A 22,533-nucleotide genomic window follows, 5' to 3' on the forward strand; every position below is an offset into this window, starting at 1 on the left:
TGGAGAACGTGTGGCCCCAGGCGATCGTGCAGACCTGTGTCGTGCACCTGATCCGCAACTCACTGCGCTTGACTTCACGGCGTGACACCGACGCCGTCAAACGCGCCATCCGAGCTATTTACACCGCGTCCACCGCCGATGCCGCTGCAGCCGCGCTGGATGATCTCGATGACGAGTGGGGGCGAGCCCATCCGGCGATGATACGTTTGTGGCGTAACGCCTGGACCGAGTTCATGCCGTTCCTCGACTACGACATCGAGGTCCGGAGGGTGATCTGTACGACGAACGCGATCGAATCGTTGAACGCCCGCTACCGGCGAGCAGTCCGAGCGCGAGGGCATTTCCCCAGCGAGCAGGCCGCGATGAAATGTCTGTACCTTGTCACCCGCAGCCTCGACCCGACCGGACGAGGCCACACCCGATGGATGATGCGCTGGAAGCCAGTCCTCAACGCCTTCGCCATCACTTTCGGTGACCGCTGGCCGGGCGCCGAGCACTACTGACAACATCGCCGGAACCACCGTTCTCGTTACAGACCCCACCTTCTGGTCACCGTGCCCGGTCCGCCGCGCCGTACGGCGTGCTCGGCTCGTGCGTGGTGCTTCCCGTTGCCCAGGCACCCGGCCGCGGTCACGACGCGTTTCGGTGTTGCGGGTGGCCCGGCGGCCGTACCGCTGTGCGCGCCGCGGCTGGCGTCATCGTCGCAGGTCGTGGGTGGCCAGCCGATGTTCGTGGAGTACCCGGTCCGCCGCTTCGTCCGGCGCGTCCCTGTCGGGCCTGCTCCGATGCCGGTGGTCGGTCGCCGAGATGCAGCTCAGGGGGAGTTGTGGATCTCCGTGCCCCGCTGCGCTGCATCTCGGCGTCGACGATGGTCAGGCCGCGGAGCTGACGGCCGCTGGGGCGGGGTGCGTCGGCCGGGTGGGTCCGAACCGTCGATGCCGACCCGCACCGAGATGCAGCTCAGGGCTGTGCACGGTGTGTCGGACGCCCCTCAGGTGCATCTCGGCGTGGGAACCGCGGCGGCCCGGTCCCTCGGGGTGAGGGGCCGGGCCGGGGTGGGGGTGTCTGCGGGGTCAGGATCCGTTGCGGATCCATTCGTCGAGGTGGGGTGCTTCGTCGCCGATGGTGGTGGGGTCGCCGTGTCCGGTGCGCACCCGGGTGTCGGCGGGCAGGGTGAGCAGGGTGGTGCGGATGGATTCGATGATGGTGTCGAACGATGAGTAGGAGCGTCCGGTGGCGCCGGGTCCGCCGTGGAACAGGGTGTCGCCGGTGAACACGATGCCGAGTTCGGGTGCGTAGAGGCAGGACGAGCCGGGTGAATGACCGGGGGTCTGCAGCACGCGAAGGTCGATCCCGCCCGCGGTCAGGGTCTGCCCGTCGGACAGCTCCTGGTCGGGCTTGCGGTCGGGCCAGGTCATGTCCCACAACACCTGTTCGGCGGGGTTGAGCAGGATCGGCGCGTCGAAGCGGTCGGCCAGGGCGGGTGCCTGGTTGATGTGGTCGTCGTGGGCGTGGGTGCACACGATCGCCTTCACTGTCCGGTCGCCGACAGCCTGAGTGATGGCGTCGGCGTCGTGGGCGGCGTCGATGACGAACACTTCGCGGTCGTCACCGATGATCCAGACGTTGTTGTCGACGTCGAAGGAGCCGCCGTCGAGGTTGAACGTGCCGGAGGTGACGACGTGGTCGATCGGGGAGTCGGTCGGGCCCGGCATCAGAGGATCACGACCGAGCGCAGGACCTCGCCGGCGTGCATCTTGTCGAAGGCGGTTTCGATGTCGTCGATGCTGATGGTTTCGGTGACGAACTTGTCGAGGGGGAGGCGGCCTTGCAGGTAGAGGTCGATGTAGGTGGGGAAGTCGCGTGAGGGGAGGCAGTCGCCGTACCAGGAGGACTTGAGGGCGCCGCCGCGACCGAAGTAGTCGATGAGCGGGATCTGGGGGGCGTGCAGGTCGGGGGTGGGGACGCCGACGAGGACGACGGTGCCGGCGAGGTCGCGGGCGTAGAAGGCCTGCTTGTAGGTCTCGGGGCGGCCGACGGCGTCGATGACGATGTCGGCGCCGTTGCCGTCGGTCACGGACTGGATGAACTCGACCGGGTCGGTGTCCTTGGCGTTGACGGTGTGGGTGGCGCCGAAGTCTTCGGCCCACTTCAGCTTCCGCGGGTCGGTGTCGACGGCGATGATGGTGGTGGCGCCGGCGAGTGTGGCTCCGGCGATGGCGGCGTCGCCGACGCCGCCGCAGCCGATGACGGCGATGGAGTCGCCGCGTCCGACGCCGCCGGTGTTGATTGCGGCGCCGAGGCCGGCCATGACGCCGCAGCCGAGGAGGCCGGCGGCTTTCGGGTCGGCGTCGGGGTTGACCTTGGTGCATTGTCCGGAGTGGACGAGGGTCTTCTCGATGAACGCGCCGATGCCGAGGGCGGGGGACAGTTCGGTGCCGTCTTCGAGGGTCATCTTCTGTGACGCGTTGTGGGTGTCGAAGCAGTACTGCGGCTTGCCCTTCTTGCAGGCCCGGCACTGCCCGCAGACCGCGCGCCAGTTGAGGACGACGTAGTCGCCGGGGGCGATGTCGGTGACGCCGTCGCCGACGGTTTCGACGATGCCGGCGGCTTCGTGTCCGAGGAGGAAGGGGAACTCGTCGTTGATGCCGCCGAGTTTGTAGTGCAGGTCGGTGTGGCAGACCCCGCAGGCCTGGATCCGCACCACGGCCTCACCGGGGCCGGGATCCGGGACGATGATCGTCTCGACCGAGACCGGCTTGCCCTTCTCGAGGGCGACGACGCCCTGGACACGCTGCGGCACAGTGGGTTCCTTTCCGTAGGGGAGCGGGTCAGAGGACCGCGCGGACGGCGGTCTCGAAGCCGAGGACGTGCTCGCGGCTGACGGCCTCGGCGCGGTCGGCGTCGCCGTCGGCGATCGCCTCCAACAGCGCGATGTGCTCGTGCACGTGGTGGCCGACCTGGTCCATGCGGTCGACGAACAGGCAGTGGATCCGGGTGGCCAGGTGGTAGTAGCGGGTGAGCGTGTCCTCCAGGTACGGGTTCCCGGCGGCTCGGTAGACCGACCGGTGCACCGTCACGTCCCACCGCATGAGCTCGATCCGGCTCATCCGCGGCGCCTCGAGCGCGGCGACCCGCCCGGCCAGCTCACACAGCTCCTCGCGCCGCCACGCCGGGGCGACGGTGGCGGCCCGCCGGGCGGCGGTCGGCTCCAGCACCGTCCGCACCTCGCCGACGTCGCGCAGGTCGGAGATGTCGACGGCGGTCGCGAACGTCCCGCGTCGCGGGTAGGACACGACGAGCCGCTCGGTCTCCAGCCGCTTGAGCGCCTCGCGCACCGGGGTGCGCCCCAGGCCGAGCCGGGTCGAGAGGGCCTCGTCGTCGATCGGGGCCAGCGGCGGGATCTCCAGCATGATCAGCTGGTCCCGGATGGCCACATAGGCCCGGTCGGCCAGCGACCGCGGGCTGTCGAAGTCCACGAACACGTCCTCGGTGATCGTCATGCCGGCTGCCCCTCGGGGACGGCCGCGCGGTCCAGCCGCGACGCGACCGCGCCGGGCAGCCGGAACGACCCGGTCACCACTACGGGGTCGCCCCCGCCGGTGGACAGCGCGTGGTCGACGGCGTCGGCCGGGTCCGCGACGGCGACGGCCGACACCCCGGCCGCCGTCGCCGCCGCGGCGATCTCGGACGGGCTCCAGTGCCGCGACGGGTGCTCCCCGCCCGGCAGCCCGGTCGCGACGACCCGCGCCCCGGCCCCGGCGACCGCCCGGACGGCCTCGCCCAGGTCCTTGTCCCTGGCCAGCGCCAGCACCCAGGTCACCGGGGCGCCCGGGTGGGTCTCGGCCACCGTGGTGGCCAGCGCGGACAGCTTCAGTGCGTCGTGCGCACCGTCGAGCACCACCGGGGTCCCGGCGATGGTGCGCCGCTCGAACCGCCCCGGCAGCGAGGTCAGCGCCAGCCCCTGACGGACGGCGAGCGGGTCGAGCCGCCAGCCGTCGCGCCGGGCCAGCACCGACACCGCGTGCAGGGCCAGCACCGCGTTCCCGGCCTGGTGCCTGCCGTGCAGGCCCAGCGGCACGTCCGACCAGCCGGCCAGGTCCACGGTGGTCCCGCCCGGACCGATCCGGGCCAGCGCGGCCGCGGCGGCGACGTCCACGACGTCGACCAGGGTGTCGCGCCGCGCCGCCTCCCTGGCCACCGCCGCGTCGGTCTCGGGGCCGCCACGGGCCAGCACCGCGCGGCCGCCGACCGGCAGGATCCCGGCCTTCTGCGTCGCGATCTCGCCGAGCGTGCTGCCGAGCATGTCGACGTGGTCCAGGCCGATCGCGGTGAGCACGGCCAGCTTGTCGGCGCGGGCGACGACGTTCGTCGGGTCCAGCCGGCCCCCGATGCCGGTCTCGACGACGGCGTAGTCGGCCCGCCCGGCGACGGCGGCGAAACCGAGTGCGGTCACCACCTCGAAGAACGAGCAGCGCTCACCCCGGCGCGCCTCGACCGCGGCCACCGAGCCCGCGACGGCGGCGAGCCGGTCGTCGAGCACGTCAGGGCGGACCGGGAGGTCACCGAGGCGGAACCGCTCACGGATGCCGTAGACGTGCGGCGAGGCCTGCACCCCGACCCGGAACCCGTGCCGGGTCAGCAGCGACGCGACGAACGCGCACACCGAACCCTTGCCCGCCGTCCCCGCGACGTGCACGGTCCGCACGGCCTCCTGCGGGTCACCCAGCCCGGCCAGCACCTCGCGGGTGCGCTCCCGGGGCGCGTCGGGCGCGGTGCCGTTGCGGCGCCCGGTCGCCGGCCGGGACAGCAGGAACCGCTCCAGGTCGTCCTGATCGGAGAACACGGCTCAGCACTCGACGATGTTCAGCGCGAGACCACCGCGGGCGGTCTCCTTGTACTTGTCCTTCATGTCCGCACCCGTCTCCCGCATCGTCTTGATGGCCTTGTCCAGCGAGACGTGGTGCGTCCCGTCGCCGTGGGCCGACATCCGTGCCGCGGTGATGGCCTTGATCGAGGCGACCGCGTTCCGTTCGATGCACGGGATCTGCACCAGCCCGCCGACCGGGTCGCAGGTCAGGCCCAGGTTGTGCTCGATGCCGATCTCGGCGGCGTTCTCGACCTGCTCGGGGGTGGCGCCCATGATCTCCGCGAGCCCGGCGGCCGCCATCGCGCAGGCCGACCCGACCTCGCCCTGGCAGCCGACCTCGGCGCCGGAGATCGAGGCGTTCTCCTTGAACAGCAGCCCGACCGCTCCCGCGGTGAGCAGGAACCGGACGACGGAGTCGTCGTCGAAGCCGGGCAGGAAGCGCTCCGCGTAGTGCAGCACGGCCGGGACGATCCCGGCGGCGCCGTTGGTGGGAGCGGTGACGACGCGCCCGCCCGCCGCGTTCTCCTCGTTCACGGCGAGGGCGTAGAGGGTCACCCACTCCATCGCGTGCAGCGCGTCCGGCTCGCCGGTCGCCGCCTCCAGCCGCTCGCGCAGCGCCATCGCCCGGCGCCGGACCCTGAGCCCGCCGGGCAGCGTGCCGCCGGTGCGGGAGCCGCGCTCGACGCACTCCTGCATCACCGACCAGATGTGCAGCAGCTCGCTGCGCACCACGTCCTCGGTGCGCCGGGACAGCTCGTTGGCCAGCATGACGTCGGAGATCGACAGCCCGTGGGCGCGGGTGAGGCCGAGCAGCTCGTCGCCGGTGGTGAAGGGGTACGCGACCGGGGTCGCATCCTCCACCAGGACGGGCCGGCCCGCCTCGTCGGAGTCGAGGACGAAACCGCCGCCGACCGAGTAGTACTCGCGCTTGTCGAGGACGGCGCCGTCGGCGTCGAAGGCCTGCAACAGCATGCCGTTGGAGTGGAAGTCGAGCCGCCGGCGCCGGTGCAGGACGACGTCGTCGTCGGCGGCGAAGACGATCTCGTGCTCGCCGCCGAGGCGGATCCGGCCCTCGGCCCGCACCTGCTCGACCATCGGGTCGGCGGCGACCGGATCGACCAGGTGCGGCTCGTGCCCGGCCAGGCCCAGCACGACCGCCTTCACGCTGCCGTGGCCGTGCCCGGTCGCGCCGAGCGAACCGAACAGCTCCACCCGCACCGACGCCGTCCGGGTCAGGTCGCCCGAGGCCCGCAGCCGCCCGACGAAGCGGGACGCGGCCCGCATCGGCCCCACGGTGTGCGAGCTGGACGGGCCGATGCCGACCTTGAACATGTCGAACACGGAGATGCTCACGGTCGCTCCGATCCACGCCGGGCTCTGGTCATGCCGACGATGTTAGACTGATATATCAATCGTGCCAAGAGGGCCCACGGGTCGGCCGCGCCGGTGCTGCGGCTGGGTCAGTGCGTGTGATCGTACGGCTGCTCGAGCGGGATGCCGTCGGCCGACATCGGCGGCGGGGGCAGGTCCGCACTGGAGGTCAGCGGTGCCGCGCCGGCCAGCGGGCGGCCCGCTGACTCGGGCAGGAACACCACGGCGACGACGCCGACCAGACCCGCGGCGACGAGGAAGTACCCGGGCCAGTCGAGGTTGCCGGTGGCGGTCACGGCGGTCTCGATCAGCGTCGGTGCGGTGCCCGCGAACAGCGAGACCGACAGGTTGAACACCACGCCCAGGCCGCCGTAGCGGACCATGGTCGGGAACTGCGCGGGCAGTGTCGAGGGCAGCACCGCGGCGAAGCCGACCAGGATCACGGCCATCAGCAGCAGTCCGACGAACTGGCCGACCATGCCGTCGCGCATCAGCCAGACCGCGGGCAGTCCGACGGCCACGAGGGTCAGGCTCGTGACCATCAGGACCGGTTTGCGGCCGATCCGGTCGCTGAGCCTGCCCACCTCGGTGATCACGCACAGCATGAGCAGCATGACCGCGACGAGCATGGCGCCGGTGGCGGCCCCGGAGGCGCCGTGCTGGCCGTGCCGGGGGAGCGTCCCGGTCAGGTAGGTGGGCATGTAGTTGGTCAGGACGTAGTTGGTGACGTTCCAGGCGACGGCCAGCGCCGCGGTCACCAGGGCCGGCACCCGGTAGCGGCGGACCAGGATCTGCATCGCCCGCCGGTAGGGCATCGTCGCGAGCGCGGGGGAGCGTTCCATCAGCTGCCGGAACGCCGGGGTGTCCTCCAGGCGCATCCGCAGGTAGATGCCGGCTATGCCGAGGGGGAGGGCGAGCAGGAACGGGATCCGCCAGCCCCAGTCGAGCAGGTCCTGCTCGGGCAGTACCGCGACGAGTGCGCCGCAGACCCCCGCGCCGAGCATGTACCCGGTGATCGTGCCGAACTCCAGCCAGCTGCCGAAGAACCCGCGACGGCGGTCGGGCGCGTACTCCGCGACCAGGGTCAGCGCGCCGGTGTACTCCCCGCCCGCGGAGAAGCCCTGCAGCATCCGGATGAGCAGCACCAGCAGCGGTGCGGCGACCCCCGCCGTCTCGTAGGACGGCACGAGGCCCAGCGCGAGCGTCGCGACGGTCATCAGCAGGACCGTGAACGCGAGCACCCGGGTGCGGCCGATCCGGTCCCCGAGCGGGCCGAACACGAACCCGCCGAGCGGCCGGACGACGAACGCGGCCGCGAACGTCGCCAGCGTCAGGGTCAGTGACCATTCGCCGGCCTCCGGGTAGAAGACCCGGTTCAGCACCACCGCGGAGAGGAAGGAGAAGAGGCCGAAGTCGTACCACTCGGCGATGTTGCCGACCGATGCCGCCGCAGCCGCCCGGCGGACCGTGCGCTCCTCCTCGACCGCGACCGGACCGCGGCGTCGGGGCCTGCGCGGTCCCTCGGTCATGGTCCCCCCTCGGATCGATCGGCCGCGTCGCGGCAGCCACGCCGACGTGGCGATGCAGTATCGCCACACCATCATTCTCACGGCCATGGTGTCACGTGTCCACGAGTGATATATCTTTCGTCGACGGACGGTCCGGAATGTGCCGGTGCCGGTTTCCGGGCCCTTTCGGTCACTGGGGACAGCCGCTCACATTTCCACGTCGTGACGCCGATGCCCCTCGCGGCCGGCCGAGAAAATCCCTCGTTGACGGCTGCGACCTGCGGCCTCACCATATGGTTGCGCATGGCATGGCGAGTTTCGCGATAGGCAACAGTGGAGGAACCATGATCTTCGTGGGCGAGCTGTCCGACATCCCCGTCGGGGAGTCCGTTCGTGTCCAGGGGACGGTGCCCATCGCCGTCTTCAACGTCGACGGCGATCTGTACGCGATCGACGACACGTGCACCCACCAGGACGCCTCGCTGTCCGACGGATGGCTCGAGGACTGTGCGGTGGAGTGCCCGCTGCACGCGGCCTGCTTCGACCTGCGGACCGGGATGCCGAGCGGCCCGCCCGCGAAGACACCCGTCCGCACGCACCAGGTGGTGGTCGCCGACGGCGTGGTCCACGTCGTCGAGTCCGTCCCCGCCTCCGGCGTCGCGACCGGCGCCCGTCCGGGCGTGCAGGCCGGAACCTGATGCGCGACGTCACGGTCGTCGGCGCCTCGCTCGCCGGTCTCGCGACCGCGCGCGCCCTGCGTTCCCAGGGTTTCACCGGGACGATCACGGTCGTCGGGGACGAGAAGCACCCGCCCTACGACCGCCCTCCGCTGTCCAAGGAGTTCCTCGCCGGGAGCTCCGACGAGGACGCCATCGCCCTGACCGAGGACGACGACGCCGCGCTCGGCGTCGACTGGCGCCTCGGTCGCACCGCACTCGCCCTCGACGGCCCGACCCGGACCGTCACCCTCGACGACGGCTCGACCCTCTCGTCCGACGCCGTCGTCCTCGCTACGGGCGCCCGCGCCCGGAACCTGCCGGGCGAGCTGCCCGGCGGGGTGCACACCCTGCGCACCCTCGACGACGCCCGCGCGCTGCGCGCCGACCTCGTCCCCGGCCGGCGGCTGGTGGTGATCGGCGCCGGGTTCGTCGGTGCCGAGGTCGCCTCGACCGCACACGGCCTCGGCCTAGACGTCACGATCGTCGAGGCCGCGCCGGTGCCGCTGCACCGGGCCCTCGGGCCCGAGATGGGTGCCGCCTGCGGTCGCCTGCACACCGCCGCCGGCGTGCCGCTGCTCCTCGGGACGGGTGTGGCCCGGCTCGTGGGTTCGCCCCGGGTCACCGGGGTCGAGCTCACCGACGGCCGGGAGCTGCCCGCCGACGTCGTCGTGGTCGGGATCGGCGCGCTGCCCAACGTCGAGTGGCTCGAGGGCTCCGGCGTCGAGCTCGACGACGGCGTGGTCACCGACGCCGAGGGCCGCACCAACCTGCCCGGGATCGTGGCGGTGGGGGACTGCGCGAGCGCGCACCGCGCCTACACCGGCAACCGGCTGCGCCTGGAGCACTGGACCAACGCCCTGCAGCAGCCCGCCGTCGCGGCCGCGGCGTTGCTCGGCGCCGAACACTCGCTGCCCGCGCACCACGCGGTGCCCTACTTCTGGTCCGACCAGTACGGGCACAACATCCAGTTCGCCGGCCACCGGGACGCCGACGGCACGGTCCGGATCGACGACGGCGACCCCGAGGGCGACGGCGGCTTCCTCGCGGTGTTCCTCGACGCCGAGGGCGAGGCCGTCGGCGTGCTCGGCGTCGACCGTCCCCGGCCCTTCGGGCGGATGCGCCGGGAGCTGGCGAAACGGATCCGCTGACCCGGCCCGTCACCTGCGGCGCAGGTCCTCGTGGGGACCTGCGCCGCAGGCGTGTCCCGGCCCGGTCGCACGGGCCACGATCAGCCTCTTGACCTGCCGGGACCGCCCGTGCGACGCTGAACGCAGACAGTTGATATATCAGTCCGCTGGAGAAGATATCTGGAGGTGCCCATGACGACGTTCGCCGTGGATCGGGGTCCGTCGAACGGTGCGGCGGGGGTCCTCGACGGGCCGCTGCGCGACGTGGACCCGGAGGTGCACGCGGCCGTCGCCGCCGAGCTGGGTCGCCAGCGCGGCACCCTGGAGATGATCGCCAGCGAGAACTTCGCGCCGCTGGCCGTGATGCAGGCGCAGGGCTCGGTGCTCACCAACAAGTACGCCGAGGGCTACCCCGGCCGCCGCTACTACGGCGGGTGCGAGCACGTCGACGTCGTCGAGCAGCTCGCCATCGACCGGGTGAAGGCGCTGTTCGGCGCCGAGTACGCCAACGTCCAGCCGCACTCCGGTGCCCAGGCCAACGCCGCCGCCATGGCTGCGCTGCTCGACCCGGGCGACACCATCCTGGGGCTCGACCTGGCGCACGGCGGGCACCTCACCCACGGGATGCGGCTCAACTTCTCCGGCCGGCTCTACGACGTCGCCGCCTACCACGTCCGTGCCGAGGACCACCGGGTCGACATGGCCGAGGTCGAGCGCCTGGCCCACGAGCGCCGCCCCAAGCTGATCGTCGCCGGGTGGTCGGCCTACCCGCGGCAGCTCGACTTCGCCGAGTTCCGGCGGATCGCCGACGCGGTCGGCGCCCGCCTGATGGTCGACATGGCGCACTTCGCCGGCCTCGTCGCGGCCGGGCTGCACCCGTCGCCGGTGCCCCACGCCGACATCGTCACCAGCACCACGCACAAGACCCTCGGCGGCCCGCGCGGCGGCATCATCCTGGCCCGCGCCGAGCTCGCCAAGAAGCTCAACTCGCAGGTCTTCCCCGGTCAGCAGGGCGGCCCGCTGGAGCACGTGATCGCGGCCAAGGCCGTCGCGTTCAAGCTGGCCGGTGAGCCCGCGTTCGCCGAGCGCCAGCAGCGCACCCTGGAGGGTGCCCGGATCGTCGCCGAGCGGCTGGTCCAGGAGCCCGGTGTCGGCGTGGTCTCCGGCGGCACCGACGTCCACCTGGTCCTGGTCGACCTGCGCGACTCCGAGCTCGACGGCAAGCAGGCCGAGGACCGGCTGCACCGGGTCGGCATCACCGTCAACCGCAACGCGGTCCCGTTCGACCCGCGCCCGCCGATGGTGAGCTCCGGGGTCCGGATCGGCACCCCCGCACTGGCCGCCCGCGGCTTCGGGGCCGAGGACTTCACCGAGGTCGCCGACATCATCGCCCGCGCGCTGCGCCCCGCCGCGGGCGACGCCGAGCTCGACGAGCTGGCCGCCCGCGTCACCGTCCTCGCCGACCGCCACCCCCTCTACCCGGAGCTGACGGCATGAGCACCGAGCACACCGGCACCGAGAACGCGCCCCCCGGGGCCCACCTGCCCGAGCACCCCGACGCCCTGTGGCGCAACCCCGAGCCGAAGCGCTCCTACGACGTGGTCATCGTCGGCGGCGGCGGGCACGGCCTGGCCACCGCCCACTACCTGGTCAAGAACCACGGCATCACCAACGTCGCGGTGCTGGAGAAGGGGTGGCTGGCCGGCGGCAACATGGCCCGCAACACCACCCTCATCCGGTCGAACTACCTGTGGGACGAGTCGGCCTTCATCTACGAGCACGCCCTGAAGCTGTGGGAGGGGCTGGAGGAGGACCTCGGCTACCCGATCCTGTTCTCCCAGCGCGGTGTGCTGAACCTCGCCCACACCGAGCAGGACGTGCGCGACTCGGTCCGCCGGGTCGAGGCGAACAAGCTCAACGGGATCGACGCCGAGTACCTCGGCCCCGACGACGTCGCGAAGATCTGCCCGATCGTCAACGTCTCGCACGACATCCGCTACCCGGTGCTCGGCGCGACCTACCAGCCCCGTGCCGGCATCGCCAAGCACGAATACGTGGCCTGGGGCTTCGCCCGCCGCGCCGACGAGGCCGGGGTGGATCTCATCCAGGACTGCGAGGTGCTGGACTTCGTCACCGAGGGCTCCGTCGAGGACGGCACGGCCCGGGTCACCGGGATCCGGACCAGCCGGGGCGACATCGCCTGCGGGCAGGTCGCGCTCTGCGCGGCCGGGCACACCTCGACCCTGCTCGACCGGCTCGGCGTCGACACCCCGCTGCAGTCGCACCCGCTGCAGGCGCTGGTGTCCGAGCTGCTGGAGCCGGTGCACCCGACGATCGTCATGTCGAACGCGGTGCACGTCTACGTCTCCCAGGCGCACAAGGGCGAGCTCGTGATGGGCGCCGGCGTCGACTCCTACAACGGCTACGGCCAGCGCGGCGCCTTCCACATCATCGAGCGCCAGATGGCTGCCGCGGTCGAGCTGTTCCCGGTGTTCGCCCGGGCGCACCTGCTGCGCAGCTGGGCGGGCATCGTCGACGTCACCCCGGACGCGTCGCCGATCGTGGGCCGCACGCCGTACACGAACGTGCTGGTCAACTCCGGCTGGGGGACCGGCGGGTTCAAGGTGACCCCCGGGCTGGGCTGGTGCCTGGCCCACACCATCGCCACCGACGAGCTGCACCCGCACATCGCCCCGTTCGCCCTCGACCGGTTCGTCACCGGCGCGCTCGTCGACGAGCACGGCGCCGCCGGCGTCGCCCACTAGGAGCCCGACGTGCAACTCATCGACTGCCCCTGGTGCGGCCCCCGCGAGGAGGTCGAGTTCCACTACGGCGGACAGGCCCACGTCGCGTACCCGGCCGCACCGGCCGAGCTCGACGACGAGCAGTGGGCGCACTACGTGTTCTTCCGGGACAACCCGAAGGGCCCGTTCGCCGAGCGCTGGAGCCACTCCGCGGGCTGCCGCCGCTGGTTCAACGCCGTCCGCGACACCCACACCTACCGGTTCCTCGCCGTCTACCCGATGGGCGAGGCCCGGCCGCAGATCCCGGGGACCCGCACATGACCCGCATCGACGGGTACGGGCGCATCGACCGCACCCGTACGCTGACCTTCGTCTTCGACGGCACCACCTACACCGGTCACCCGGGCGACACGCTCGCCTCGGCACTGCTCGCGCACGGCGTCACCGTGCTCGGCGGCTCGGTCAAGCTCGGCCGCCCCCGCGGCATCGGCGGGGCCTGGACCGAGGACCCGGTCGGCCTCGTGCAGATCGAGGAGCCGTTCCCCGAGCCGATGCTGCAGGCCGCCACCGTCGAGCTGTACGACGGCCTGGTCGCCCGCGGTCTCAACGGGCAGGGCCGGCTGGCGACGGTGCCCGACACCGCGCGGTACGACCGCCGCCACGCCCACTGCGACACCCTGGTGGTCGGCGCCGGCCCGGCCGGGCTGCTCGCCGCGCGCACCGCGGCCCGCCGCGGCGACCGCGTGGTGCTCGTCGACGACCGTCCGGAGGCCGGCGGCTCGCTCGTCCCGACCGACCGGATCGACGGCCGCGCCGCGCACCGCTGGGTCGCCGACGTCGTCGCCGAGCTGGCCGAGAACCCCGAGGTGCGCCACCTGCAGCGCACCACCGCCTTCGGCCACTACGACGACGGGTTCGTCCTGGCCCTGGAGCGGCGCACGAGCATCGGTACCGACCATCTCGGTACCGACCACCTCGGCGTGGCCCCGGCGCACCGGTCCCGCCAGCGGGTGCACCGCATCCGCGCCGGGAAGGTCGTCGTCGCGGCCGGCGCGATCGAGCGCCCCGTGGTGTTCGCCGACAACGACCGGCCGGGCGTCATGCTCGCCTCCGCGGCGCGCGAGTACCTGCACCGCTACGGCGTGCTCGCCGGCCGCGAGGTCGTCGTGTTCACCACCGACGACGCCGCCTACCTCGCCGCCGCCGACCTGGCCGGTGCCGGCGCCCGGGTGACCCTCGTCGACGCCCGCTCCGAGCTGCCCGCCGAGCGCGCGCGGGAGTGCACCGAGGCCGGGGTGACCCTGCGCGCCGGGGCCACCGTCGTCGGCTCCGACGGCGACGACGCGGGCCGGGTGTCCGCCGCGCACGTCGCGACGGGCGACGGCACCGAGGTGCTGCCGTGCGACCTGCTGCTGGTCTCCGGTGGCTGGACGCCGACCGCGCACCTGTTCAGCCACGTCCGCGGACAGCTCGTCTACGACGCGGGCCTGGGCGCCTTTCGCCCCGGCGCCGCGGTCGCGGGCACCGAGGTGATCGGCGCCGCCAACGGCACCCTCGACCTGGCCGGCTGCCTGTACGACGGCGCGGGCGGCGACGCCCCGAGCTCGGCACCCGAGCCGGCACGCACCCCGGGCCTGGTGCTGTGGCGCACCGCGGGCGACTCCACGCGCCAGTTCGTCGACATCGCGCGCGACGCGACGGTGGCCGACATCGAGCGGGCCGTCGGTGCCGGGCTGCGCTCGGTGGAGCACGTGAAGCGCTACACCACCATCGGCACCGCCCACGACCAGGGGAAGACCTCCGGCACCATCGCCTCCGGGATCACCGCGGAGCTGCTGGGCCGCCCGGCGGGCGACCTCGGGACCACCACGTTCCGCCCGCCCTACACCCCGGTGTCGTTCGCCGCGCTCGCCGGCCGCGAGCGCGGGGACCTGTTCGACCCGGTCCGTACCACCGCGGTGCACCCGTGGCACGTCGCCCACGGCGCGGTGTTCGAGGACGTCGGCCAGTGGAAGCGGCCGCGCCACTACCCGCTGGCCGGGGAGGACATGGACGCCGCCGTGCTGCGCGAGTGCGCCGCGGCCCGCCGCGACGTCGCGATCATGGACGGCTCCACCCTGGGCAAGATCGACGTCCAGGGGCCGGACGCGGGGCAGTTCCTCGACCTCGTCTACACGAACCTGATGAGCAGCCTGAAGGTCGGCCGCGTCCGCTACGGCGTCATGTGCGGCAACGACGGCATGGTCACCGACGACGGCACCGTGCTGCGCATCGCCGAGGACCGCTTCCTGCTCACCACGACCACCGGCGGCGCGGCCTCGGTGCTGGACCACCTCGAGGACTGGCGCCAGACCGAGGTGCCGCACCTGAAGGTGAACCTCACGTCGGTCACCGAGCACTGGGCGGTGTTCCCGGTCGTCGGGCCCCGCTCGCGCGACGTGATCTCCGCCGTGTTCCCCGGTGTCGACGCCTCCGCCGCGGCGTTCGAGTTCATGACCTGGCGCGACACCGAGCTCGACGGCGTCGGGGTCCGGCTCGCCCGGATCTCCTTCTCCGGCGAGCTGGCCTTCGAGGTCAACGTCGACGCCCGGTACGGCCTGGCCGTCTGGGAGCGGCTGATCGCGGCCGGCGAGCCGTACGGGATCACCCCCTACGGCACCGAGACGATGCACGTCCTGCGCGCCGAGAAGGGCTACCCGATCATCGGGCAGGACACCGACGGCACCGTCTCCCCGCACGACCTGGGGATGAGCTGGGCGGTGTCGAAGAAGAAGGTCGACTTCGTCGGCAAGCGCTCCTTCGCCCGCGCCTCCAACACCGACCCGATGCGCAAGCACCTGGTCGGGCTGCTCCCGACCGACCGCGGCACCCGGCTGCCGGAGGGCGCGCAGATCGTCGAGTTCTCGCCCGACGGCACCCTGCCCCCGCCGCCGGTCCCGATGCTCGGCCACGTCACCTCCAGCTACCTGTCCGCGGAGCTGGAGCGGCCGTTCGCCCTGGCCCTGCTCACGGGCGGCCGCGACCGCATCGGCGACGTCGTGCACGTCCCGCACCAGGGGGCGCTGGTCCCGGTCGAGATCACCGGACCCGTCCTCGTCGACCCGGAAGGAGCCCGCCGTGACGGCTGAGTCGATCCCGCTGCCCACGACCCACCCGCTCGACGCCCGCGTCCCGGCGCTGGCCGCCCTGTCCCGCGACACCGGGGGCGACCTCACGGTCGAGGTGCTCCCGGTCGCGCAGTCGGTGACCCTGCGGTTCGACCCGTCCGCACCGGCCCGTGCCGGTGTCGACGCCGCGCTCGGGGTCCCGCTGCCGGTCCGGCCCAACACCTGGGTCGACACCGGTGACGGCGAGGTCGTCTGGCTCGGCCCCGACGAGTGGCTGGTCACCAGCCACACCGGCAACCGGGGCGTCGGTGAGGCCGCGCTGCGCGCACTCGTCGCCGGGGACACCGGCGTCGGGGGCGCCGCGACCGACACCTCCGCCCAGCGCGTCGTCCTGCGGATCGGCGGCCGGCTCGCCCGCGAGCTGCTGTCCTTCGGCTGCGCGCTCGACCTGCACCCGCGCTCGTTCCCGGCCGGGCGCAGCGCCCAGACGCTGCTCGGCCGGGCCGCCGTGCTCCTGCTGGCCCGCGACGACCGGTCCGACGCCGACGGGGGAGCGGTGTTCGACCTGCACGTGCGCAGCTCGTTCGCCGGCTACCTCGCGGACTGGCTGCTCGACGCCGCCCTCGAGTTCGGCGGCTCCGACGTCCCGTCCCTCGCCGGCTGACCCGCCCGACGACCACGCACAAGGAGACCACCATGACCCCCCGTGTCGTCATCATCGGAGCCGGGATCGTCGGGGCGAACCTGGCCGACGAGCTCACCACCCGCGGCTGGACCGACGTCACCGTCCTGGACCAGGGGCCGCTGCCACTGACCGGCGGTTCCACCTCGCACGCCCCCGGCCTGGTCTTCCAGACCACCGGGTCGAAGACCATGACCGCGTTCGCCACCTACACCGTCGAGAAGCTCCTCGGTCTCGACGACGGCACCACGGCGGACGGCTGGTGCTTCAACCAGGTCGGCGGCCTGGAGGTCGCGACCACCCCGGAGCGGCTCGCCGACCTGCACCGCAAGCAGGGCTGGGCGATCTCCCGCGGCGTGCCGGCCGCGGTCGTCGACGCGGCCGAGTGCGCGCGGCTGCACCCGCTGCTCGACCCCGACCAGGTCCTCGGCGGCCTGCACACCCCCACCGACGGCCTGGCCAAGGCCGCCCGCGCCGTCGTCGCGCTGGCCCGGCGGGCCGAGTCCCGCGGCGCGGTCTTCCGCGGCTCCGTGCGGGTCACCGGCATCGCGCAGTCCGGCGGACGGGTCACCGGCGTCGAGACCGCCGACGGCGAGACCGTCCCCGCCGACATCGTGGTGTCCTGCGCCGGGTTCTGGGGCCGCGAGCTCGGGAAGCTCGTCGGCATGCGGGTGCCGCTGCTGCCGCTGGCCCACCAGTACGCCCGCACCACCCAGGTCGAGCAGCTCGTCGGCCGCAACGACGAGTTCGTCGAGGCGCGGCTGCCCATCCTGCGCCACCAGGACGCCGACCTCTACTACCGCGAGCACAACGACTGCCTCGGCATCGGCTCCTACGCCCACCGCCCGATGCCGGTGTCGATCGCCGAGCTGCCCGAGGTCGGCGACGGCGAGGTCGGCGAGCGCACCCAGCCCTCGATGCTGCCCTTCACCGAGGAGGACTTCGCGCAGCAGTGGGAGCAGAGCCAGCAGCTGCTGCCCGGTCTGCAGCGCTCGAAGATCGAGCACGGGTTCAACGGCGTCTTCTCCTTCACCCCCGACGGCGGCCCGCTGATCGGGGAGTCGCCCGACGTCGCCGGCTTCTGGGTCGCCGAGGCCGTGTGGGTCACGCACTCCTCCGGCGTCGCCCGCTCGGTCGCGCAGCTGCTCGTCGACGGCCGCAGTGAGCTCGACCTGCACGGCTGCGACGTCAACCGGTTCGACGAGGTCGAGACCACCGACGCCTACGTCGACGAGACCTCCCAGCAGAACTTCGTCGAGATCTACGACGTGCTGCACCCGCTGCAGCCCAAGCTGTCCCCGCGCGGCATCCGGACCAGCCCGTTCCACGACCGGCAGCGGGAGCTGGGCGCGTTCTTCCTGGAGTCCCACGCCTGGGAGCGCCCGCACTGGTACGAGGCCAACGCCGCCCTGGCCAAGGACATGCCGCCGCAGTGGCGCGCCCCGTCCCGGGACGCCTGGTCGGCGATGTTCCACTCACCGGTCGTCGCGGTCGAGGCGTGGAAGACCCGCACTGCGGTCGCGATGTACGACATGACCCCGCTGACCCGCCTGGAGGTCTCCGGGCCTGGGGCGTGCGCGTTCCTGGAGGGCCTGACCACCGGCAAGATGGACAAGTCCGTCGGCGCCGTCACCTACACCCTGATGCTGGACGAGGCGGGCGGCGTCCGGTCCGACCTCACCGTCGCCCGTCTCGGCGAACAGCTGTTCCAGGTCGGCGCGAACTCCCACCTCGACCTCGACCACCTGCGCCGGGCCCTGCCCGACGACCACTCGGTGGCCGTCCGTGACATCACCGGCGGCACCTGCTGCATCGGCGTGTGGGGGCCGCTGGCCCGCGACCTGGTCCAGCCGCTGTCGGGCGAGGACTTCTCCCACGAGGGACTGAAGTACTTCCGCGCGATGTCCGCGCACATCGCCGGGATCCCGGTGACCGCGATGCGGCTGTCCTACGTCGGCGAGCTCGGCTGGGAGATCTACACCAGCGCCGAGTACGGCCGGAAGCTGTGGGACGTGCTCTACGAGGCCGGGCGCCCGCTCGGTGTCGTCGCGGCCGGGCGCGCGGCGTTCAACAGCCTGCGCCTGGAGAAGGGCTACCGCTCCTGGGGCGCGGACATGTCCACCGAGCACAACCCCTACGAGGCCGGGCTCGGCTTCGCGGTCCGCCCTCACACCAAGGGCGACTTCGTCGGCCGCGAGGCCGTCGAGAAGATCGACCCGGACGCCGTCACCCGCAGGCTGACCTGCCTCACGGTCGACGACGGCCGCAGCGTCGTCCTCGGCCACGAGGCGGTCCTGGTCGACGGCGAGCCCGCCGGCTACGTCACCTCCGCGGCCTACGGCTACACACTGGGCACCCCGATCGCCTACGCCTGGCTGCCCGCCGGGCTGCCGGTGGGGGCGACGGTCGAGATCCAGTACTTCGACCGCCGGATCCGTGCCTCGGTCGCGGCCGAGCCGCTGTTCGACCCGGAGATGAGCCGCATCCGGCGCTGACCCGGTGGGGTGGGGGCGGCCCGACCGGCCGCCCCCGCCTCCGCCCTCGACGACGCACCGTCGCTCCGCCGCACGGAAGGACCCCCATGCGTTCCGACACCCTCGACCGGTTCCTCTGGGACCTGGCCGCCCGCGTTCCCGCCCCCGGCGGCGGCGCGACGGCCGGCCTGCACCTCGCCCAGGCCGCCGCCCTGCTCGGCATGGTCGCCCGCTACACCGACGGCGAGCGCTACGCCGAGCACGCCGAGACGGTCCTCGCGGTCCGGAACCGGGCCGACGAGCTGCGCATCACCGGCCTCGGCCTCGCCGAGGACGACGCCCGCGCGTTCGGCGCGGTCGGCGCGGCCTACGCGCTGCCGCGCGACACGGACGAGGCGAAGCAGGTCCGCAGCGCGGCGATCGCTGCCGCGACGGTCGAGGCGGGACGGATTCCCGCACAGGTCATCCGCGCCGCCGAGCAGGTGATCGACCTCGCCGAGCGGCTGCGGCCGATCGGCAACCCCAACGTGATCAGCGACGTGGGCGCGGCGGCCGACGCCGCACGGGCTGCGGCGAGCACCGCCCGGCTCAACGTCGAGATCAACCTGGCGGGCCTCACCGACCCGCAGGCGCGCAGCGAGCTGTCCGCGGCGCTGACCGGCGTCGACGACCTGCTGCGCCGGGCCGACAAGGTGACCGACGACGTACGGGAGCAGATCCGCCGATGACCCCGCCACCCACCACCGGGCCGGCCCCCCACCCCGACCACGTCGTGCTCGACGGCACCGCGCGCGCCCGCGAGCTGCGCCAGGGGGTGCAGGCCGAGGCCGCCGCGCTCACCGTCCTCGGCGTCGTGCCGCGGCTGGCCGTCGTCGTCGCCACCGCCGACGAGGGCGCGGGCTGGTACGTCCGCTCGCTGTCCGGGGCCGCCCGCCGGGTCGGCGTCGAGTGCGAGGTCCTCGACCTGGGCCCGGACGCCGACGCCGAGTTCATCAGTGCCACCCTGGCCCGTCTGAGCAGCGACGACACCGTGCACGGCATCATCCTGCAGACCCCGCTGCCCGACGGCGTGCGGGTCGAGGAGCTGGCCGCGTCGATCGTCCCGGAGAAGGACGTCGACGGCGCCAACCCGCTCTCGGCCGGCCGGCTCGCCGCGGGCCTGCCCGCCTACCCGCCGGCCACCGCGGCCGCGGTGCTCGAGCTGCTCGACCACCACGGCGTCGAGCTGGCCGGGCGCAGCGCCGTGGTCGTGGGGCGCTCGCTGGTCGTCGGCAAGCCGACCGCCCAGCTGCTCCTGCAGCGCGACGCGACGGTCGGGATCTGCCACCGCCACACCAAGGAACTCGCCGAGCACACCCGCACCGCGGACGTGCTCGTGGTCGCGGTCGGGCGGATCGGGCTGATCCGCGCCGAGCACGTCGCCGAGGGCGCGGTCGTCGTCGACGTCGGGACGAACACCGCGCCCGACGGCAGCCTGGTCGGCGACGTCGACGCCGCCGACGTCGCGACCCGCGCCGGTGCGCTCACGCCGGTGCCCGGTGGCGTCGGACCGGTGACGACGGCCCTGCTGCTGGCACACACCGTCCGCTCGGCGCGCGCCCACGTCTGAGCCGGGTCAGACGACCTCGCGGACCGCCTTCTCGAACCCGATGACGTGCGCGCGGGCCCGGTCGGCCGCCTCGTCGGCCTGCTGCCCCGCGATGGCCCGCAGCAGGCCCGAGTGCTCGCCGACGTGCTGGTCGAAGTGCGTCATCCGGTCCAGGAACAGGCAGAAGATCCGGGTCGCGAGGTTGTCGTAGCGGATCAGGGTGTCCTCGAGGTGCGGGTTGGCCGCTGCCTCGTAGATCGTCCGGTGGACGTGCAGGTCCCAGCGCATCAGCGCGTCGCGGTCCAGGGTGCGCACGTCGATCCGGTCGATGGTGTCGGCCAGCTCGGCGAGGTCGGCCCGGGTCGCGGGGCCGGCGTACTCGGCCGCGCGGCGCGCCGCGAGCGGCTCCAGCTGCACCCGGATCTCGGAGATGTAGGCCAGGTCGGTGATGTCGACCCCGGTCGCGAACGTCCCGCGCCGCGGGTAGGAGACGACCAGCCGGTCGATCTCCAGGCGCTTGAGGGCCTCCCGCACCGGCGTGCGACCGACCTCGAGGGACTTCGCGAGGGCGACGTCGTCGATCGCGGTCATCGGCGGGATGTCGAGCATGATCAGCCGGTCCCGGATCACCGTGTACGCCTTGTCGGCGAGCGAGGTGTACTCCGGCTCGGCGTCGTCGGGCAGTGCGGTCACCGTCGCATGCTAACCCGTCATGTGTGCGTAACAGTTCTCGGACATGCCCACACCTCTTGACTATGACTGATATATCAATGCACCATCTAGGGGTCCGTGGTCGCCGCGGACCGCGTCCGACCCGAGGAGAGGCCGCCGTGTCCCGTTCCTTCATCCTGACCCTGAGCTGCCCGAACCGCACCGGCATCGTGCGCGCGGTCAGCGCCTTCCTGTTCGAGCACGGCTGCGACATCGGCGAGTACCAGCAGTTCGACGACCCGCTGCGCGGCCGGCTGCACCTGCGTACCCAGGTCGGGGCGGAGCACGAGGTGGACCTCGACGTGATCAGCCGGGACTTCGAGGCGGTCGCGGCCGAGTTCGGCATGAGCTTCACCTTCCACGACGGCGCCCCCGCCCGGATCCTGGTCATGGTCTCCAAGCTGGGGCACTGCCTCAACGACCTGATCTTCCGGTGGCGGGCCGGCAGCCTGGGCGCGGACATCGTCGCGGTCGTGTCCAACCACCCCGACCTGCGCCCGATGGTCGAGGCCGCCGGATTGCCGTTCGTGCACGTCCCGGTGACCGCCGAGACCAAACCCGACGCCGAGGCCCGGCTGCTGTCGCTCGTCGACGAGTTCGACGCCGAGCTGGTCGTGCTCGCCCGCTACATGCAGGTGCTCTCCGACGAGACCTGCAAGGCGCTCGAGGGCAGGGCCATCAACATCCACCACTCGTTCCTGCCCGGCTTCAAGGGCGCCCGCCCGTACCACCAGGCCTACGAGCGCGGCGTGAAGCAGGTCGGCGCCACCGCCCACTACGTCACCCCCGACCTCGACGAGGGCCCGATCATCGAGCAGGAGGTGATCCGGATCGACCACTCCTACGACCCGAAGGCCCTGCAGATGGTCGGCCGCGACGCCGAGGCACTGGCCCTGTCCCGCGCGGTCCGCTGGCACTGCGAGCGCCGGGTCCTGCTCACCGGCGGCAGCACGGTCGTCTTCCGGTAGCGCTGCGGCGGCTCTCCCACGGCCCCGTCCCCGCACCGCGGGGGCGGGGCCGTTCCGCGTCCCGGTCACCGCCCTGCCTGCCCGGTCGCCGTCCCGCCCGCGGGGCCCGTCGTCCCGCTCGCCCGGCCGCGGTCCCGTCCGCGGGGGGCCGGCGTGGCACCTCCCTGCGTGCCGCCGTACCCCTCGCGTGGGGTGCCGGGGGTGGTGACGGGGTGTCACGGCACCGTCCGTCCCGGCCTGATCCGGTGGAGCCCGGGGGCATGCGCGAACGCCCCGCGCCGGCGGGGCCGGGCGGTGAGCTTGACCCCTGACGCCGGACACGTCACCTGAGGTGGACCCGGTCCACCAGGGAGGATGTTGTTCGTGCCTGCACCTCACCCGCCCGAGTTCCGGCGCCGCGCCGTGGACCTTGCTCGTGCTGGCGACAAGCCGGTGTCTGCGATCGCGAAGGAACTGTCGATATCGGAGTCGTGTTTGCGGAGCTGGATGGCCCAGGCCGCCGCCGACGACACCGGCGGCTCCGATTCACGGCTGAGTAGCGCCGAGAAACGCGAATTGACCGGGCTCCGTAAGGAGAAGCGTCGCCTTGAGGTGGAGAACGAGATTCTCAAGCGGGCGGCCGCGTATTTCGCCCGGGAGAACGTTCTCCCAAAGTAGTTTTCCC

20 protein-coding genes are annotated in these 22,533 nt (G+C 72.8%); 13 read left to right on the forward strand and 7 right to left on the reverse strand.

Annotated elements, in window-relative coordinates; all coding sequences use genetic code 11:
* A partial coding sequence (locus FVA95_RS22785) for a transposase (RefSeq protein ID WP_193564393.1) occupies positions 1-503 on the forward strand: 503 nt, incomplete at its 5' end.
* Positions 504-1,073: 570 nt separating this feature from the next.
* Here FVA95_RS22785 and FVA95_RS22790 read toward each other — a convergent pair.
* From FVA95_RS22790 to FVA95_RS22815, 6 genes are all read right to left on the reverse strand, one after another.
* The gene (locus FVA95_RS22790) at positions 1,074-1,715 is read right to left on the reverse strand and encodes an MBL fold metallo-hydrolase (RefSeq protein ID WP_149665977.1); all 642 of its coding nucleotides are present in this window, start codon (positions 1,713-1,715) and stop codon (positions 1,074-1,076) included.
* Positions 1,715-2,803: an S-(hydroxymethyl)mycothiol dehydrogenase gene (locus FVA95_RS22795; RefSeq protein WP_149665978.1), complete on the reverse strand. Its 1,089-nt coding sequence runs from the start codon at positions 2,801-2,803 to the stop codon at positions 1,715-1,717. The genes FVA95_RS22790 and FVA95_RS22795 overlap by 1 nt, the downstream gene beginning before the upstream one ends.
* Before the next feature lie 28 nt (positions 2,804-2,831).
* Positions 2,832-3,503, reverse strand: coding sequence for a GntR family transcriptional regulator (locus FVA95_RS22800; RefSeq protein ID WP_149665979.1), 672 nt, complete (start codon positions 3,501-3,503; stop codon positions 2,832-2,834).
* Positions 3,500-4,846, reverse strand: coding sequence for a folylpolyglutamate synthase/dihydrofolate synthase family protein (locus FVA95_RS22805; protein WP_149665980.1), 1,347 nt, complete (start codon positions 4,844-4,846; stop codon positions 3,500-3,502). Before FVA95_RS22805 ends, FVA95_RS22800 begins: the two co-directional genes overlap by 4 nt.
* Positions 4,847-4,849: 3 nt before the next feature.
* Positions 4,850-6,223 carry an L-serine ammonia-lyase gene (locus FVA95_RS22810; RefSeq protein ID WP_149665981.1) on the reverse strand — a complete coding sequence of 458 codons (1,374 nt, stop codon included), beginning with the start codon at positions 6,221-6,223 and terminating at the stop codon, positions 4,850-4,852.
* 107 nt (positions 6,224-6,330) lie between these two features.
* Entirely contained in the window at positions 6,331-7,770 is a 1,440-nt protein-coding gene (locus FVA95_RS22815) for an MFS transporter (RefSeq protein WP_149665982.1), read from the reverse strand.
* Positions 7,771-8,093: 323 nt separating this feature from the next.
* On the opposite strand from FVA95_RS22815, the gene FVA95_RS22820 reads away from it, so the two are divergent.
* The 10 genes from FVA95_RS22820 (at position 8,094) to FVA95_RS22865 (ending at position 20,211) form a co-directional block, all read left to right on the forward strand.
* The gene (locus tag FVA95_RS22820) at positions 8,094-8,447 is read left to right on the forward strand and encodes a bifunctional 3-phenylpropionate/cinnamic acid dioxygenase ferredoxin subunit (protein ID WP_020627383.1); all 354 of its coding nucleotides are present in this window, start codon (positions 8,094-8,096) and stop codon (positions 8,445-8,447) included.
* Positions 8,447-9,616 (forward strand): NAD(P)/FAD-dependent oxidoreductase, encoded by a 1,170-nt coding sequence (locus FVA95_RS22825; RefSeq protein WP_149665983.1) that lies wholly within the window; start codon positions 8,447-8,449, stop codon positions 9,614-9,616. The genes FVA95_RS22820 and FVA95_RS22825 overlap by 1 nt, the downstream gene beginning before the upstream one ends.
* A gap of 171 nt (positions 9,617-9,787) precedes the next feature.
* Positions 9,788-11,092 carry a serine hydroxymethyltransferase gene (glyA, locus tag FVA95_RS22830; protein ID WP_149665984.1) on the forward strand — a complete coding sequence of 435 codons (1,305 nt, stop codon included), beginning with the start codon at positions 9,788-9,790 and terminating at the stop codon, positions 11,090-11,092.
* Entirely contained in the window at positions 11,089-12,360 is a 1,272-nt protein-coding gene (locus tag FVA95_RS22835) for a sarcosine oxidase subunit beta family protein (protein ID WP_149665985.1), read from the forward strand. Before glyA ends, FVA95_RS22835 begins: the two co-directional genes overlap by 4 nt.
* A gap of 9 nt (positions 12,361-12,369) precedes the next feature.
* Positions 12,370-12,660 carry a sarcosine oxidase subunit delta gene (locus FVA95_RS22840; RefSeq protein WP_020627387.1) on the forward strand — a complete coding sequence of 97 codons (291 nt, stop codon included), beginning with the start codon at positions 12,370-12,372 and terminating at the stop codon, positions 12,658-12,660.
* Positions 12,657-15,467: a 2Fe-2S iron-sulfur cluster-binding protein gene (locus tag FVA95_RS22845; RefSeq protein WP_149665986.1), complete on the forward strand. Its 2,811-nt coding sequence runs from the start codon at positions 12,657-12,659 to the stop codon at positions 15,465-15,467. The genes FVA95_RS22840 and FVA95_RS22845 overlap by 4 nt, the downstream gene beginning before the upstream one ends.
* Positions 15,457-16,110 (forward strand): sarcosine oxidase subunit gamma, encoded by a 654-nt coding sequence (locus FVA95_RS22850; protein ID WP_149665987.1) that lies wholly within the window; start codon positions 15,457-15,459, stop codon positions 16,108-16,110. Before FVA95_RS22845 ends, FVA95_RS22850 begins: the two co-directional genes overlap by 11 nt.
* A 32-nt stretch (positions 16,111-16,142) precedes the next feature.
* Positions 16,143-18,623 (forward strand): FAD-dependent oxidoreductase, encoded by a 2,481-nt coding sequence (locus FVA95_RS22855; protein WP_149665988.1) that lies wholly within the window; start codon positions 16,143-16,145, stop codon positions 18,621-18,623.
* 86 nt (positions 18,624-18,709) lie between these two features.
* Complete coding sequence (locus FVA95_RS22860) at positions 18,710-19,330, forward strand: cyclodeaminase/cyclohydrolase family protein (protein WP_149665989.1); 621 nt, start codon at positions 18,710-18,712, stop codon at positions 19,328-19,330.
* Positions 19,327-20,211: a bifunctional 5,10-methylenetetrahydrofolate dehydrogenase/5,10-methenyltetrahydrofolate cyclohydrolase gene (locus FVA95_RS22865; protein ID WP_149665990.1), complete on the forward strand. Its 885-nt coding sequence runs from the start codon at positions 19,327-19,329 to the stop codon at positions 20,209-20,211. Before FVA95_RS22860 ends, FVA95_RS22865 begins: the two co-directional genes overlap by 4 nt.
* Before the next feature lie 6 nt (positions 20,212-20,217).
* Here the strand turns inward: FVA95_RS22865 and FVA95_RS22870 are convergent, their stop codons facing one another.
* Entirely contained in the window at positions 20,218-20,883 is a 666-nt protein-coding gene (locus FVA95_RS22870; protein WP_149665991.1) for a GntR family transcriptional regulator, read from the reverse strand.
* 137 nt (positions 20,884-21,020) lie between these two features.
* Between FVA95_RS22870 and purU the strand changes: the two genes are divergently transcribed.
* Both purU and FVA95_RS22880 read left to right on the forward strand, forming a co-directional pair.
* Entirely contained in the window at positions 21,021-21,869 is an 849-nt protein-coding gene (gene purU, locus FVA95_RS22875; protein WP_149665992.1) for a formyltetrahydrofolate deformylase, read from the forward strand.
* A 363-nt stretch (positions 21,870-22,232) separates the two neighbouring features.
* A complete protein-coding gene (locus FVA95_RS22880; protein ID WP_161992396.1) occupies positions 22,233-22,526 on the forward strand; it encodes a transposase in 294 nt (97 codons plus the stop codon).
* Positions 22,527-22,533: the final 7 nt, after the last annotated feature.

Source organism: Pseudonocardia sp. EV170527-09 (assembly GCF_008369905.1).
Lineage (GTDB): Bacteria > Actinomycetota > Actinomycetes > Mycobacteriales > Pseudonocardiaceae > Pseudonocardia.